This window comes from Nocardia puris, assembly GCF_036051655.1.
GTDB lineage: Bacteria > Actinomycetota > Actinomycetes > Mycobacteriales > Mycobacteriaceae > Nocardia > Nocardia puris.
Map to the genome: position 1 here is coordinate 12,380 of NZ_CP107943.1, position 16,040 is coordinate 28,419.

9 protein-coding genes and 1 pseudogene are annotated in these 16,040 nt (G+C 64.3%); 1 reads left to right on the plus strand and 9 read right to left on the minus strand.

Going from position 1 to position 16,040, the window contains the following annotated elements; genetic code table 11:
• Positions 1-15: 15 nt before the first annotated feature.
• From OHB21_RS00060 to OHB21_RS00070, 3 genes are all read right to left on the minus strand, one after another.
• Positions 16-945, minus strand: a complete 930-nt coding sequence (locus OHB21_RS00060) for a S1 family peptidase (protein ID WP_328436862.1) — start codon at positions 943-945, stop codon at positions 16-18.
• A gap of 516 nt (positions 946-1,461) precedes the next feature.
• Entirely contained in the window at positions 1,462-3,261 is a 1,800-nt protein-coding gene (locus OHB21_RS00065; protein ID WP_195142748.1) for a hypothetical protein, read from the minus strand.
• A 191-nt stretch (positions 3,262-3,452) separates the two neighbouring features.
• Positions 3,453-4,937 (minus strand): tyrosine-type recombinase/integrase, encoded by a 1,485-nt coding sequence (locus OHB21_RS00070; protein WP_195142749.1) that lies wholly within the window; start codon positions 4,935-4,937, stop codon positions 3,453-3,455.
• Between the two features lie 207 nt (positions 4,938-5,144).
• Here OHB21_RS00070 and OHB21_RS00075 point away from each other — a divergent pair.
• A pseudogene (locus tag OHB21_RS00075) lies at positions 5,145-6,531 on the plus strand (IS1380 family transposase).
• Positions 6,532-6,725: 194 nt separating this feature from the next.
• Here the strand turns inward: OHB21_RS00075 and OHB21_RS37360 are convergent.
• The 6 genes from OHB21_RS37360 to OHB21_RS00105 all read right to left on the minus strand — a co-directional run bounded on the left by OHB21_RS37360 (position 6,726) and on the right by OHB21_RS00105 (position 15,733).
• Entirely contained in the window at positions 6,726-7,112 is a 387-nt protein-coding gene (locus OHB21_RS37360) for an ATP dependent DNA ligase (RefSeq protein ID WP_407675106.1), read from the minus strand.
• Positions 7,113-8,162 (minus strand): hypothetical protein, encoded by a 1,050-nt coding sequence (locus OHB21_RS00085; RefSeq protein ID WP_328436868.1) that lies wholly within the window; start codon positions 8,160-8,162, stop codon positions 7,113-7,115. It lies immediately after the preceding gene.
• Between the two features lie 140 nt (positions 8,163-8,302).
• Positions 8,303-8,674: a hypothetical protein gene (locus OHB21_RS00090; RefSeq protein ID WP_328436870.1), complete on the minus strand. Its 372-nt coding sequence runs from the start codon at positions 8,672-8,674 to the stop codon at positions 8,303-8,305.
• A gap of 491 nt (positions 8,675-9,165) precedes the next feature.
• Positions 9,166-12,375: a type I restriction endonuclease subunit R gene (locus OHB21_RS00095; RefSeq protein WP_328436872.1), complete on the minus strand. Its 3,210-nt coding sequence runs from the start codon at positions 12,373-12,375 to the stop codon at positions 9,166-9,168.
• A 32-nt stretch (positions 12,376-12,407) separates the two neighbouring features.
• Positions 12,408-13,730 carry a restriction endonuclease subunit S gene (locus tag OHB21_RS00100; RefSeq protein WP_195142847.1) on the minus strand — a complete coding sequence of 441 codons (1,323 nt, stop codon included), beginning with the start codon at positions 13,728-13,730 and terminating at the stop codon, positions 12,408-12,410.
• Positions 13,727-15,733 carry a type I restriction-modification system subunit M gene (locus OHB21_RS00105; protein WP_328436876.1) on the minus strand — a complete coding sequence of 669 codons (2,007 nt, stop codon included), beginning with the start codon at positions 15,731-15,733 and terminating at the stop codon, positions 13,727-13,729. The genes OHB21_RS00100 and OHB21_RS00105 overlap by 4 nt, the downstream gene beginning before the upstream one ends.
• Between the last annotated feature and the right edge of the window lie 307 nt (positions 15,734-16,040).

Sequence of the window (16,040 nt, forward strand, 5' to 3'; positions counted from 1 at the left end):
CGCTACGGGGTATTTCTAATCCCAGTTTTCAAAGTGGGCTATCCCGCCGAGGTCGAGGTCGTTCAGTGCCCGGAGGATCTCGCTTGAGGGTAGGCCACGGTAAAACGGCGCAGCACCGGGTGTTCCGTCACTGGACTTTGTTTCGGAGCAGTCCTCGACGACCATTCCGATCACTCGACCATCACCGGCGACAATGGGGCCGCCGCTATTGCCGGGACGCGCGATCGCCGAATATAAGAAGATAGGATCCCGTCTCGGCATGGATTCAGTCTTCGGATTCACGACCTCACCTCGCTGAATGGTGATCGCCATCTCGGCGGTCATCGGCACGCGAGGAAACCCGAACACGTATGTCTCATCGGCCCAGCTTGGGTCCCGGAATACAAGGCCCGGCATTGGCTCGAATCCGGCGTCGCTGGCGTCGAGTTTGAGTTCTAGGACTGCGACATCCAGTTCGTCGTGGAGGTGCATGTGAATATCGCGTCGGGCACTCATATTGAATGGCTGAAGTGGGCAGACTACCCCGAAATCACGTCGCATTCCCTCCACAACGTGCTTGTTGGTGAGAATGTGCGATCTGTCCAGTATGAGGCCGGTGCCCCACTGCTGATCTGCATCGGGCTCGTCCGGGTAACCAGTGATCTGGGCAGTGATATGACGATAGAGAGGAATGATCAGTTCCGCGCCAAAAACCTCGGCCAGCCATATTCTTCCACCGTCTTGCCGTTGGCTGCGAGGCCCACGGTTGCCGAAATAGATCTGGCCGGCAAGCGCCGAGATCGGATCGAACCCGCCCGAAATAAGGAGACCGACGTGCTCCATCGCGCTCAGGATGCGCGTGACCTCGCCGAGCGCCACCAAGAGGTTAACCTTGGACAGGAATCTCTGGAAGTGACCGACCGTCCATGGACAGACCTTGCCTTCCTCATACGGGGCGTCAGCCATCTCGGCCCATTTTCGGTTCCGGGCGAGACCGAAGAAGTCGTCGGCCAACTCTGCGACCCGGGTCCGAGTCTCAAGGTCAGGCCGCTCATATCGCCCTGGACGTCGGTCGGGCGTCGTCGGCAACTGGTCCTCCGGGCTCGTCATGACCGACAGCCATATCTGGGCGCTGCGAGCCGAAACATGAGGAGAAGTCTACGGACTTGGGTAGCCATGTGTCAGGTACGAGGGCACAGTGTCGGCTTCAGGCTGTTGCTCGCGAAACGTATGGGTCGGATCTTTGTCGGGGCGTAGTCCGCTCCGAGAAGGATGTCGAAGGACGTTGCTCATCCAGACGCCAATGGGCCGGTCGGGTTCAATCGTGTCGTGGCTGGTGGGGACGGCGGTCGGAGAGATGGGTGACCGTGCGGGCGGCGTGTAGCTGTCGCCGGAGCTGGTCACTTTCCAGGGTGAGGCGTTGGATCTGCGCGATGGCGAGTTCGAGATCGGCGGTGACGTCGCGGTTGCGGGCGGCCAGCTTCAGATTGTCTGCGCGGAGCTTGTCGTATGCCTCGGTTCCCGCAGCGGGATCACGCACCGGGCGGCGGTTGGCGCGCAGTTCGGCGCAGAGGTCGGGGAAGTGCCGGCGAAAAGTGGTATTCGACAGTCCGACTCGGGAAGCCAGCGCGAGAATGCTCGGTGTTCGTCCAGTCTGCCGCCGCAGGTCGGCGAGGTGTTCGCGCACTGCGGCCTCGGTCGGGAGAGTTCCCACGGTGCCTCCACGAGATCGAGCAAAGCGTCGGGTGCTGGCTGGCGACGAGCGTAATCAAGCTCGGCCTCGGTGAATTTGGAGAGCACGTCATGGCGGATCGCGGCCCAGGCAGGCCCGTAGCGGGACCACCACTGCGCCTGGCTCATTACCTCCCGCCGGGAACTCAGCGCGTCCAACAATGCCAGAAGCTGCGGCAGATGATCGGGAGTGATGATGCAGTTGCCGCAGTGAAAGCAATCCAGAAACGTTGCTCGGCAATTGGTTCCGGTTGCCGGGTGATGGTCGGGGTCGCGGCAGTCCGCCCAGGCACCGCCTGCGGCGGTGTCATGGTCCGGTGGTGGCGCATGGGTGGTCACCGTCACCTCGCCGTCGTGGGAGGTCAGCTGCCGCCGGTGGGCGTCGAGTGCGGCGGCTTCGGCCGCGACGAGGGCCTCAGTGGTGACCCTTTGCGCCCAGTCGACCATGGTGGGATCCTCGCGCAGATAGTTGCGGAACAGCACCGGGACGGTGTTGCTGCGCGCTGCCGAGGGCAAATGACCGCCCATGCGTTGAGTGCGGCGAACCTCGACGCTGGTCCGCAGGCGCCGAAAGTCGACCGCCAACGGTGTGCCGTCATCGCAGGTCAATCCTGTGCGTCGCGACCAGCCGAGGACATCGATGCCCGCAGTCAGGGCGGCACGGAACGGGCTGCCGTGCCGGTCGGTGTGATGAGATCGCCAATACGACCAGAACCAGCGCTGATCAGTGGCCAAGGCGCGGCTGCGCGCCATGAGTTCATGCAGCAACAGATACACCCCTCCCGGATGCCGCAATTCCTGCCCCTGGCGGCCAATCTCCCAAGTCCCCGCCTCCGACCAGCGGCCTTTCCCGCGGCGACGTTTGGTCAGGCGGACCTCGACAGCCCGGTCGTCGAGGATCCGGTGCTTTGCGGGAAGCTCCTTGATCGTCTCGATGTTGCGGCCGGTGACCGCCACCAGCAGCACCATCATCGCCGGAAGGTCGTCGCGCAGCGGAAACACCTGCGCCGCAGCACTCTTCGTTCGCCGCTCGGATCCCAGTGACTTCCGGCCCTCAGCGACCGCGATCACATCCTGGGCCGCCGCCGAGTCGCGGGCGTCGATATCGCCTGCCTCGAACCGGGCCACTAGGTCGGCCCCGGCTTGCAGTCGCTGCCGAAGTCGCATGACATCAGTGCGGGCGGCCGCCAGCAGCCGATGTAGTTCACCGTCGGAATATCCCTGCCGTGTGCGGGGCTGGACCGCCGGAACCCGGAAAGCCATGCTGTCATGCACCGCAGCGTCGATCTTCTCGCCCAGCGGCGTCAACCGCAGCAGCTGCGCGACGTGCATGACCTGGCGACGACCGTAGAGCGGCTCGCTCTGGCTGCTTCGCTCCTTCAGGAATCGGGCGGCATGCTCGACCCGCAGCTGTTCAGGAGTGTCGGGTGGATCAGGCCACTGCGCCAGCGACCGAAGAAATAGTTTCAGCGGACCCCACGCGGCCAGCGCCGAGTTCGAGGTGCGCAGCCCTCCCGCCGGGCCGATGCGCTGGGCCAGCACGGCCGCCATGTCGGCATGCCAACCCGGCATGGCACACTCGGCCAAGTTGAAAGTGCGGTGCCGACCGTCCTCTCCGTGGAACTCCACGACGAATTCCCCTGCTGTCGTGCGGGTAACCGGTGCGGGTTGGTAGTAGCCCTCGGGTAACGGCGCCCGCATTCCCGGCCGGGTGCTACCGCGCCCGGACCTGTTCGTCGCACTCAACGCGCTGACCCGCTCTCTTCCAGCGCCGCGTCATCGGGTTCGACCGGCAGGTCCCAGTCGCTGGGGACCAGCGCCATGCGGGTTTCCATTTCCAACTCCGCCAGCGCATGCAGATAGATCTGCGTGGTCACTACGCTTCGGTGCCCCAGGCGCCGCCGCACCCAGTCCAGCGGGTCGCCGAATATCCGCGTGTAATGCTCACGCTGGGCCGATGACAATTCCGCCAGTTGCACCAGGTGCCCGCGCTGCAACTGCTCCAACGTCACCACCGCGAACGTGTGCCGCAGAAGATGCGCATGCGCATGCAACCCAACCCCCGCCGCCGCGCAGCGCCGGTTGGCCTCGCCGAACATTTCCTTCCATGACGACACTGACAACGGCTCACCCCGCTCGCCGAGCCAAAACATCGCGGGCACAAGCCCTTCCGGACCATCCATCAGCAACTTGCGCCGTTCGGCAAGCCGCAGATGGCTCACCTTCACCAGATCGCCAGTGCCGACCCGGCGCGCCAACGCCCGCCCCGGATCCTCCACGACCCACGGCCGCCGCCACCGCCGATACCGGCCCTCCTCGGCCGCCACAGCTATCACCTCGGCGCGGTCCCACCGCTGCACCGCCTCGAGATCGGCCTGCACCGATCCCGCAACATAAATCCACCGCGCCGAGCTGCCCTTCGCAATCGCCTTGGGCAGCCAGAACTTTCGATACCCGCCACCTGGCTCGCTGCCCTGGGGAACATCGAACACCGTCAGCGCTCCCTGCTCAGACAACCGCAACCCAGTGCGCACCATCAAATCGCAGAACACCGCATTGCGCGCCGCCCAACGGCCGCGAAACCCGCTCCGTGGCAACCCTTCCGCACTGAACCCCCGAACACCGATATCACGCCAGCGCCGATACGCCGCCGGCGGCAGCCACTCGATCCGCTCATGGGCCGAGTCGTGCGCGTAGGTCGCTGGCCGCTGCTCGTCCATCGTCTGCCGCCGAAGCTGGCCGCCCACCCCGTGGCGACGACTGGTCTGTGGGATCGGACTCGACCCCACATGTCCCTTCCCCACCGCCCACCGGTAGAACCTATCGACCGCCGCTACTTCCCGATCCCACGTTCTCCCAGCAACTTTCGGACCAGACCCATCACGCCGCCGCCACGTCAGATAGGCCAGATGATCGGCGACGTCGGCATCCCGCCACGACCGCCGGTCCCGCGCCTGCCACAAAAACGTGAAGAACGCCGCCAGATCACGGGCATACCCCTGCTGCGTAGCGACCGCGTCCGAACGCATCCCCGGCGAACCGAAGAACCCGTTCAGCGCTATGTCGTACTCGAAAACCGGCGACACCAGAAACGGCGTGCCGACTTCCAGTCCCGCCGAGCCCAACCACTGCGGCCACCCCGCGACATCGACCTCGAACGGCAGATCGGTCCTAGGCTCCGGCAACTCCTCGCGGGTGTACCGCACCCGCCACACACCAGTCGTCATCGGCCATGATCATTCGGTCAATGACCGGCTGTGCACAAGGCATCGTGAGCAAACGCGCTGACTCTTAACCGGACTATGACTTGGACTAGCCTCGGCCAATCACGGTTGTGCCGCATGAGCAGCTAACAGAATAGCGAAAGGTGCTCCGACCTGCGATAATTCGACTTGCGAAGGTTGAATTGATCGAGGTTTTGGAGCACCTTTCTGGTGAGGAAGTCTATCTCCCCCTATCCGCGGCTGGTCATCGACGGTAACGGTTCGGGCGTGGTATCCCACGCAGGCGCCACACTTCTGCTGCGAACTGCCGAGAAAACCGGGTTGACCAGGGGTTTATCGGAACAGCTGAGGTCGTGGCGCAAGCCGACAGCGATCCACGATCCGGGCAAGATCGTGCTGGACCTGGCGGTCTGCCTCGCCGTCGGCGGTGACTGCGCCGCGGACCTGGCGCTGCTGCGAGCCGAACCGGGCGTGTTCGGCCTGGTGGCATCGGACCCGACAGTGTCACGAACGATCGCCGCGTTGGCTGCCGACGCACCGAAAGCGCTCACCGCGCTCTCCGCCGCACGCGCCAACGCCCGAGCTCGAGCGTGGAAACTGGCCGGGACCCACGCCCCCGACCACGGCATCAGTATCGACAATCCGCTGGTCATCGATCTCGACGCCACCCTGACCGACGCGCACTCGGAAAAGCAGAACGCCGCACCAACATTCAAACGTGGATTCGGTTTCCACTCACTGTGGTCGTTCATCGACCACGGTCGCGCCGGCACCGGCGAACCCGCCGCACCGATGCTGCGCCCGGGCAACGCCGGCTCCAACACCGCCGCCGACCACAAACACGTGTTGGGCGAAGCCCTTGCCCAGCTGCCCGTGCAGCCGTCATGGCGAGTAGGGCGGAAAGTGTTGGTGCGCACCGACTCCGGCGGCGGCACCCACGAGTTCCTCGAACACTGCCATCGTCGCCGACTGCAGTACTCGATCGGGTTCACCCTCACCGACGACATCGTCACTGCCATGGACACACACCTGCGCGACCGCGACTGGACCCCGGCCTACGACGCCGACGGCCACGTCCGCGACGGTACCTGGGTCGTCGAGGTCACCGGCTTGACCGACCTGTCGAGCTGGCCGACGGGCATGCGCCTGGTCATCAGAAAAGAACGGCCACACCCCGGCGCCCAGCTGCGGTTCACAGACCGCGACGGGCTCCGGCTGACCGCGTTCGTCACCAACACCTCCCGAGGCCAACTGCCCGACCTGGAACTACGCCACCGCCAGCGAGCCCGCTGCGAAGACCGCATCCGCGCCGCCAAGGACACCGGCCTGCGGAACCTGCCGTTCCACAGCTACGACGCCAACCGCGTCTGGCTCGCGCTGGTCGCGCTCGCGTTGGACCTGACCCGCATGGATGCAAACCCTCGCACTGCACGACCACGACGCACGCCGCTGGGAACCGAAAACCCTACGGCTACGGCTGTTCTCCGCAGCCGGGCGCATCGCCCGCCACGCCCGCAAAACCCGGCTGCACCTGGCCCGACACGCACCCTGGACGGAGTTACTCACCACCGCCACCGCTCGCCTGCAACCCGGCTGACCAGCAGCGCAACCGTCCCAACGACCAAGGAAAACAACCACCCGGGCCCGTGGAACCCGGCAGTGAGCCCGCTGCGCGGGCTCACTGCCCTGCCCACAGCCCGGAAACTACAGTCGAAAGTCAATCCGAGCTCGAACGGGCCAGCTCACGACTCCGGCGAAAGATCGAGGCTAGGTGGCGGTTCGGTGAAAAGGTCATTTCGGCCAGCCCACTTCGGTAATGGCGCGGTCGCTTCGGATACCTCGGAAGCTGGGGTGTCGGATGATGCCTGCGGCGCTGAGTTCGCGGTTTTCGATGTCGGCGATCAGGACTGCGTCGACCCACCGCGCTGATCGGTCGACCGCGGCCGGCGCGGGTGTGCCGAGCACGCTGGTATAGCGATCGAGTTCGTTGAACGCGCCACGGAGCGCTCCCCGTGCGGCCATGCCGAAGCCTGTTGCCACGCAACCGATACAGCGCAATGATCCTTTGTCGTCGTGGGCCGCCAGTATCAATGACCCGAATGTCGCGGAATTGGTGCGCCGTTGCCGGGTGCTGGTAAGCCCCAATGTCAGGACATGCTGTATGGGTTCGGGGCACATTCAGATCGGTTCGGGGACATCCCACCAACACGACCTGAGCCATTCGTCGTTCTCAATCTCCACGAGATAGGTGACACCGATGTCCTCTAACCAGTGCAGCACGCGCTCGGTCATCGCATAAACGGTCGCACCGAGCGCGACTGCCTCGATCGGTTCGCCAGCAGCAGGGACCGCGGCGAACAGGTCCAGCAGGTCAGGCCACAGCTCGGAAATGTAGTAGTCCCATTGCTCCGGTTTCGGGTCCGGTGACGACCGGTCGCCGAGGTCGTCGTAGAAGCGGTAGGCGGCGGCGTATGCCACACCCTTGACGAGTTCCTTCGCCGCAGTGAGCACAGTGATGCATGCCTGATATCGGTCGCTGTCCGCGGTGTTGACAGACACGGTGAGGGACTGCCTGAACTTGGCCAGGTCGTCAGCGAGGGAAGCGGCGTCGTGTGGGAATGGCGATACCGCAATCCGGTTCGCCGCCACTTCGCATTGGTACTCGGTAACAGCCTCCGCGACTGCTGGCAGGAGGTCGTTCACCGTCGGTGACTCCCCTCGCGCCGCCTCGGCCACGTCGTCACTGTCGAGGCCGGCGAGAGCAAGCACGATATGCTGCGGCTCGTGTGCGGCGAGGTGCGCGAGCAACCTTGTCTTGACCTCGACGTTCTCCTCCGAGTCTTCGCGCATGTTCACGAAACAGTCACCGTGCACGACGATGTCGAAATTGCCGTTAGCCCGGCGGAGTGTCTTCGCCCGGACGGTATTCGCCCCGCGGTCGGTCGTATACGCGACGCCCGACTCAGGACCGAACCGGTCCGGCGCGACATGTGCCAGCATGGTTGCCATCTCGATCGCGGGCCATATCGAGACGATCGTTCCCCGCGGGACGATCTCGTTCACGGTCCGTTTGAACGCTTCAACGCGCCCGGCGACGAGGCCCGGTGTCGGGTGGAGCAGGGGACTCTGAGGGAGTCCACGTACTCGTTTGAACTCAGCGACGGTCTGCGGCGCGAAGTCTGGGCCGAACTTGAACCGAACGATGGATCGGTTGCCTGTCCTTGACATGTGATCAGTGTGCTCCGCGGCGCCGACACATCCGGATGCGGTTGCATCCTCGCAACGGCCTATCGCCGGTTGTCGAATTGCGTTCTATCGATAGCGTGTGGTGGTGAGGGCGGCGAGGGTGGCCAGGGTAAGGACAAGGGTCATGACGGCTGCCATGGGTGCGGGGGTGTGGGGGTGTGGGTTCCGAAGAGTCCGACGATCGGGGAGGCAGCGGCGCCGAGAAGGAATTGCCCGCTGCCGAGGAGGGCGGAGGTGGCGCCGGGGGCGGTGCGGCCACGTTGCTGGGCGATGGTGACCACGGCGGGGAAGAAGACACCGAATGCGATGAGCGACACCAGAAGACATCCCCAGGTGACGGCCAAAGGGCTATCGGTAGTGACGGAGGCGAGGAACAGCAGAGCCGCCGCGGCCGCCGCGACTGCGGCACTGGCGACGATGTCCGTCCGGTCAGAGCGCGCTTTCAGGTCGGTGCGGTGCTGACTCTTGTCGTACGCTGAAGATTCGGTCTTCATCGGAAAGTAGATTCGCCGTGCGTTCGGTGTGGGGCTAACTATCACATACAGCGAGGTGGTACGCGGTCCCATCAAGTGCCGCTCGCAGTTCGTAGAGCCATTCTCCGAATAACGTACTGAGCCGTATCGGCATCGGAATTACGGTACGCACGCCGAATACCCACTCGCAGTCGTTCTGCCCTGGAAGTGCAGTCAGTCGGCGTGGGTGTTCGGCAAAGTCCTCCCACCGATGACCGATTTCGTCGCGGATCTCACCCGCCCGACGCACCCGGTCCTCGTACAGTTCGATGGTCCACTCGGTGGGGCGCGTTGTAGTCATGTTTCCATTGTCGCTCGCTTCTCTGGACAACTCAGAAAGCGCAGCGCGGGCGTCGACCGTGGGAGTGCCTGCCGCAGTGAGCGGCGGCATCGCCGGCACCTCTGTGCCGAGATCACCCGGGAAGCTCTGGTGCTGAATCCATCGGCCGGCAGGAGTTCGGTGATGCCGTGTTTCATGGCATCTCAGGTGCCGGGCGGACGTCCTCGGTCTGTGCGTCGTCGATTGTGCGGAGTCTGCGTGACTGGTACAGGTACGCGCCGATGAGGCGGATGAACTCGTCGGCGCGCTCGTTTTCGCCGGTGAGTGCGCCGGTGAGTTTGCCGAAGGCTCCTTCGTTCAGTACCGCTGCGTCGGTGAGCGTATCTCGCAGATCGGGGGATGCCAGGAACTGGTCGATAGCGTTGTGGTCGATCTGGTCGGCGATGCGGCGGTCTTCCTCGGCCAGGCCGGCCGCGGCGATGACGAACCCCTCGATCTGCGGGTCGGCGAACTCGGCACCGAACAATGCGTTGATCCGGGCGACCACCTCCGAGAGCAGCTCCTGCTGAGGGTCTTGCCGGGAAACGCCGGAGCCGACCCCGGTGATGCCGCGCAGGCCAGGTGTGTCCTGGTCACCGGACAGCGAGATGTTGGCCTTCCCCTGGTCGATCTGGCGAACCCGTCGCAGCTCCAGCCCGGATACGTCGATGTCGCCTCCTGCCTCCTCCGAGGGCAGCAGACGTGTCAGCTGACGCAGGAACTCCGCGAGCTTCTCCAAATCGCTGGTGCCGTAGTCGACGACCTGGGACATGAAGTCATACAGGCGCACGTAGGAGCCGCAGTCCTTCCGGAAAGTCCGTAGCTCGTCGAGCGCTTGGCTGTCCTGCTGCGACTTCGCGTCCGTCCACCGGTTTACGAACTCATCACGCGCCGGAGTGACCGCGGCAGCCAGAGCGGCATGGGACTGGGTCGGCGCCCACCACGCCTGCGCGTAGCGCTCCACGTCCGCAGGGGTATAGATCCTTGCCTGGGCGAGCTTGGTCGCGAGCCGGTGCACGAGGTTCGGGTCTGTCGCCGTCTCGACGTGCGCCTCGAGGTAGTAGGTCAGGAACGCCAGGCGGACGTCTTCGGGGTCGTTGACGAAGTCCAGGACGAACGTGCGGTCCTTCACCTCACCCGAAGGCGCTCGGTAGGTGCGGTTGAGCCGGGACAGCGTTTGCACCGCGTGCACGTCGGGCAGCCGCTTGTCCACGTACATGGCGCACAGCAACGGCTGATCGAAGCCGGTCTGGAACTTGTCGGCGACCAGCATGAGCCGGTACTCCGGCCGACGGAACTCCCTGGCCAGATCCGAGCCTAGACCCGGGTTCATCGAGGCCTCCGTCACGTCGGTGAGCCCGTACTCGTCGTCGCTGATCTTGTCGCTGAACGCCACAATGGACCGGTACCCGTACCCCTTCTGGGCAAGGTACTTATCCGTCTCGATCTTGTAGCGAACGGCAGCCTGCCGCGAGTCGGTCACGACCATGGCCTTCGCGTGCCCGTCGAGCAGGTGGGCGACATTGGCGCGGAAGTGCTCGACGATGATCTCGACCTTCTGACCCACATTCGTCGGATGCAGGTTCGCGAACCGCATGATCTTGCGCGAGGCGACCTTCGGATCGACGAGACGATCCCCACCATCATCGACTCCTCCACCTGCGGTGATGCCGGTGGCGACGCCGCTCTCGCCGCGCTGCTCGATCTCGAAGGCGGTCTTGTAGGTCTGGTAGCCGCGCAACACATCGAGGATGAAGCCCTCCTCGATCGCCTGCCGCATCGGGTACACATCGAACGAGACCGGCTTCCCCTCCTCGGTCTCTCGCCCGAAGAGCACCTTCGTCTTGGCCTTGGGCGTCGCCGTGAACGCCAACAAGGACACATTCCTAGCGCCGGCGCGCGCCGCAGTCTCGGCAGCGATCTGCCGTTCACGAGCAGCGTCGGCCTCTACGACCTGGTTGACGATGTCCTGACTGTCGACCTCGTCCTCCTCAGTGACCTGCCCGCCGCCCTCGGTGAGGACTTTCTTCAGATCCGCGGCCGTCTTGCCCGACTGGGACGTGTGCGCCTCGTCGATGATCACCGCGAAGTTCCGGTCACCCAGCGTCGTGTCCAGCAGACCCTTGACATAAGGGAACGTCTGGATCGTGACGACCACGATCAGAGCCGACCCGGTCAGCGCATCCAGCAGCGCCCGGGACTTCGAGCCACCGGATCGGCGCACGGCCGCGGAATCGATGACCGCGACAGTGCCAACCGTGTCATCGACCTGCTCGACCGCCTGCTGCAACTGTGCGTCGAGGACACGGCGATCGGACACGATCAGAACCTTGTCGAACACCTTCTCGTTCACCTGATCATGAAGCCGAGCAAGACGATGCGCCGTCCAGGCGATCGTGTTCGTCTTGCCCGACCCTGCCGAATGCTCGATCAAGTACCGGCGACCCGGCCCCTCCTCGATGATCGAGCCGACGAGCTTCGTCACCGCGCGCCACTGGTGATAGCGCGGGAACATCAGCGCCGTCGACCGCTTGATCTTCCCAGTGGCGGGGTCTTCGTCGGCCTCGGTCTTGAGGAACATCTGCGACCCGAGAATCGCCAGCCAGTTATCGCGCTGCAGGACCTGCTCCCACAGGTACGACGTCGCCGAGCCATCCGGGTTCGGGGGGTTCCCTGCCGCGCCGGTGTCCTCGTGGCCGCGGTTGAAGGGCAGGAAATAGGTCTTCTCACCGGCCAGTTTGGTGGTCATGTGGACCTGGTCGTCGTCGACGGCGAAATGGACCAGGGCGCGGGTGCCGAACCCGAGCAGCGGCTGCCCCGCCGGGCTCCGGTCAGTGCGGTACTGGCTGATCGCGGTATGCCACCTCTGCTTGAAGAACGACTTCAGCTCACAGGTGGCCACCGGCAGGCCATTGACGAAGAACACCAAGTCGACCGACCGCGTGTCCCCACGCTTCGGGGAGAAATGCACCTGACGGACCACCCGCAGCCGCACTTTCCGGTACTGCTCAGTGACCTCCCGGTTCAGCGTCGTGGCCGGCTTGAACTGGCACATCCGCAGATGCGCGGTCGCGCCCCTGGTGTGGGAGAACTTCCGGCGCAGCACGTTCAGCGTGCCCCCACCCGAGCCCATGGGCGTGTCCAGACGAGACACGAGAGAGGCCAACAACGCCTCGCGATCCGCAGCCTCAGCAGCGGTGCTGACGCGGACAACCTTGGCGTACTCCTCCGGCTGAGTCTCCGATAGCCACCAGTGCACGTCCTCAGGCCAGATCGCCCGCTCGACGTCATAGCCCTCGTCTGTCTCGCTGTACTCCCAACCGTGCGCGGCAAGGTACTCGGCGATCTCGGTCTCGAACGCCACTTCATGGGTCCCATCCGGTGCTGTCATCGCCGTCAGTTCGCTTTCCTTGCCGTGCGTACATCGATCTGGCCTGTCACCGCCGCCGTGATCAGCGCCGAGCGACGCTCCTTGGCGAGCGCAATGTGCTCCTGGGCCTTGGCGATGAGCAAGTCGATACGAGCTGTCTGCTGCTGAATGTGCTCAACGATGGCATGTTGCTCGTCCATCGGCGGGATCGGAATAGGCAGGTTGTCGAGATCGTTCTGTTTAATCCTGCGATCGAACGTCGTATTTGACCGGGTGTACAGCCTGTACTGATCAAAATACGGTGCAGACCGAAGCACTGCGTGGAGGTACAAAGGATTCAACCGATCAGCGATCTCGAAGACGCGATAGTCAGGACTGACGGCGCCACGCTTGTCAGATACTCCGATTGCGCCGCCGACCAGCCACATCGGATTCACGACGAGATCACGCGGTCGCGCTACAAAATACCGCGGGATGGACGTGTCCGCCGCGTTCTGCTGGACCGCCATCGACGACCGGTCGATCAGCTGGCCTTTGACCGTCAACGACAGCATCAGCTCGGTGCCCGCGACATTGCGCTCCTCTCGGAGACGGCAGACAGTCTTAAACCGCGCCATGTCCCAAGAGACCGGGGCCCTGCTTAACCATGGCTCGACGGCAAGCGAACTGCCCCACCGCCCGACGTCGTGCGCACCGCCGTCCTCAGCATTCATCCCGGTCAGCGCCGTGGTTGTGATGACCGCGAGCCGCCGTTCCTCTAGGTGGCAGATCAGCTCCTCCTGCTTAGCCACGAGCGCGTCGATCTGGGCCGTCTCGCGGTCCAGGTAGTAAGCGATGGCGCGCTGCTCGTTGGGTGGTGGGACGGGAGCAATGATCGCGCCAAGAACCTCTCGTGAAAGGGACGGCAGGGTAGCGGTTCGGTTATTTGCCTCGATGTGGCCACTAGCGAGGCACGCTTTGAGGCAGTACAGCAAGAACCCCGGCATGAGTAAGCCACTCCTCTGCCGGACCCGTGCGACATGGTTCTGGAAACCCCATCCGACGAGGTCGTTCTTCAGTAGATGACTCCTGCCATAGCCCGCGCCACCCTCGACAACCACGATGTCGTCCCGCTTCAGCCCGTACTTCCTCAGCTCGGCCTTTGAGAAGTTCATTCGCTTCGTCTCGTCGAGCACCAAGTGCTCGGGCTGAATAGATCCAGCGGCCAGATAAGGCGCGGAGACCGCATCGCTCACTTCGTTTCGGGCGTTGATCATCTTTCCCAGTACCACCTCGAAGTGGTACACGATAGGGGCGGCCGTCCATCGTGCGGGCAGTTCTCCGAACCACCTACGCCCGTCTTCGCTCATCCCTCCACCTCGCGCAGCAGCGTCATGATCTCGCCGACGACACGCTCCAGGTCGGTATCGATCTCCGCGAGCGGCCGCGGCGGCACGTAGGTGTAGAAATGGCGGGTGAACGGGATCTCGTAGCCGGTTTTGATCTTGTCCCAGTCAATCCAGGCATTGTCGACGTGTGGCTTCACCTCGGCATCGAAATAGGCCTGGACGGTCTCCTCAAGAGCCTCATGAGTCTTGGAGTGCTCACCCCAACCGAACGGGACGTTCTCGGTGGTGCGCAGTGCAGGGTCGGGTTCCGGCTCGCCCTTGCGTGCACCCGACGTGTGCAGGCAGATATCGGCGGTCTCATCGTGGACTCCGATGGCCTGCCACAGCGTCTTCCGCTGCGCGGTGGTCAGCTTGACGCCATGATCACCGAGATGCTTTCCGAGCTCGCGGTTGAACTTTTCGCGGTTGAGGTACGGCTGGTCTCCGAACGACTCCAAAGCCCTGGTCAGACCAGTGATCTGGCCGAGATTCTTGTGCTCGACAATCGTTCCAATAGTCTCCGGCGTGCATTCGAAGCGGAGCTGAAGCGGGCGTTCGACCGTAACGGACCAGTACGCGAAGTCTCGGTTGCCGAAAACCTTGCATGGGACCGCGACTTCGTCCTCATCGCTCTGTGCCCCAGCGAAGGCACGCACGATCGCCTTCCGGTGCTTGTCGGCGACCTCGACGCGCTTGGAGCCGATCGACTTGCGTAGCTTCGAGCCCAGCCCCGTCGCGTCGATCAGCTGAACGCGGCCCTTTCGCTCGGCTGGCTTGGCATTCGACAGGACCCACAGGTAGGTGGCGATGCCGGTGTTGTAGAACATGTCGTTGGGCAGCGCGACGATGGCCTCGATCAGGTCGTTTTCCAGCAGGTGGCCGCGGATGTCGGAGGGGCCAGAGCCGGCTCCGCCGGTGAAGAGCGGTGAGCCGTTGAGGACGATGCCGGCCTTGCCGCCCCGGCCGCTCTCATCGACGTCGCGCATCTTCGACGCCACATGCAGCAGGAACAGCATTGCCGCGTCGCCGACAGCTGGTAGTCCTGGCGCGAACCGTCCCTGACCGCCGCGGGCGTGCTCGTTCTTCACGTCGGACTCGACGGCCTTCCAATCCGTGCCGAACGGCGGGTTGGACAGCACGTAGTCGAAGCGACGATCCGGGAAGCGGTCGACGACGAGGGTGTCTCCTTGGCGGACGTTCGACGCGTCCTGTCCGGTGATGAGGAGGTCCGCTTTGCAGATGGCGTACGTGCGCGGGTTGATCTCTTGGCCGAACAGGGCGGTGGAGGCATCGGGGTTGAGTCCGCGCAGGTGCTCGTCGGCGATGGTGAGCATGCCGCCTGTGCCAACGGTGGGGTCGTAGATCGACCGTACGGTGCCTCGACCGCGCAGGGCTTCGGTGTCTTCCGCGTAGAGCAGGTCGACGAGGAGCCGGACGACGTCGCGTGGTGTGTAGAACTGGCCGGCGCCGTCGTTGGCGGACTCCGCGAACCGGTAGATTAGGTTCTCGAACAGGTCACCCATATCGGCGTTGGACACCGCGTCCGGCGAGAGGTCGAGTTTCTCGAAGTGGCGGGTGACCTGGGCGAGCCGCTCGCGTGTGTCGAGCGTGCGGATCACGTTCTCGAAGTCGAAGGACTTGAACACGTCGAGGTTCGCGGAGAACCCGCCGATGTAGTCGATGAGGTTCGCGGCCAGGTTGTTCGGGTCCTGCAGTGCCTTCTGCAGCGTGAAGTCGCTTGTCGTCCAGAACGACAACCCTGCGCTGTCCGCAGTGCGGGTCTTGCGCTTCAGGTGTGTGCGCCGCTGCTGCTCCCCCGGGTACTGCGCCACGATCTCGGCCATCACGTCGCGGTGCGGGGCCATCACGCACTCGAGTCGGCGCAGCACCGTGAACGGGAGGATGACCGAGCCGTACTCGGCCTCGGTGTAGGGGCCCCGCAGAGTGTCGGCGACGCTCCATACGAAGCTGGACAGGACTGACACGACGAATAGTTCTCCTGGTCTGGGAAGAGGCTGAGAGACTCGGCACATCCTATCGGCGGACCCTGACACGTCGGGGAGAACGACCTGCCCGACCTCGATCTTTCCGTGGCTGACGCGGTGGACTGATCCGGTTCGGATAGGTGTTTCCGGGGCCGCGAACGGGCGTGCTGGCCTGGCTTGTTCAGGGGGTTGGCTGCCGGGTTCCACGGCCGGAAGGAGCCGTCCTTTCGTTTTGGGAGGAGGGTTTCTGCTGGTCGGTCGGGTTTCAGACGCGCGAGTGCGGCGAGCATCAGGCTGGCTGGGAATC

Coding starts and splice junctions, on each gene's coding strand:
- OHB21_RS00085 (WP_328436868.1), bottom strand. CDS start 8,162: ATGTCAAGGACAGGCAACCGATCCATCGTTCGGTTCAAGTTCGGCCCA.
- OHB21_RS00070 (WP_195142749.1), bottom strand. CDS start 4,937: ATGACGACTGGTGTGTGGCGGGTGCGGTACACCCGCGAGGAGTTGCCG.
- OHB21_RS00100 (WP_195142847.1), bottom strand. CDS start 13,730: ATGAGCGAAGACGGGCGTAGGTGGTTCGGAGAACTGCCCGCACGATGG.
- OHB21_RS00065 (WP_195142748.1), bottom strand. CDS start 3,261: ATGGCGGCCGTGCTGGCCCAGCGCATCGGCCCGGCGGGAGGGCTGCGC.
- OHB21_RS37360 (WP_407675106.1), bottom strand. CDS start 7,112: ATGTGCCCCGAACCCATACAGCATGTCCTGACATTGGGGCTTACCAGC.
- OHB21_RS00060 (WP_328436862.1), bottom strand. CDS start 945: ATGGCTGACGCCCCGTATGAGGAAGGCAAGGTCTGTCCATGGACGGTC.
- OHB21_RS00090 (WP_328436870.1), bottom strand. CDS start 8,674: ATGAAGACCGAATCTTCAGCGTACGACAAGAGTCAGCACCGCACCGAC.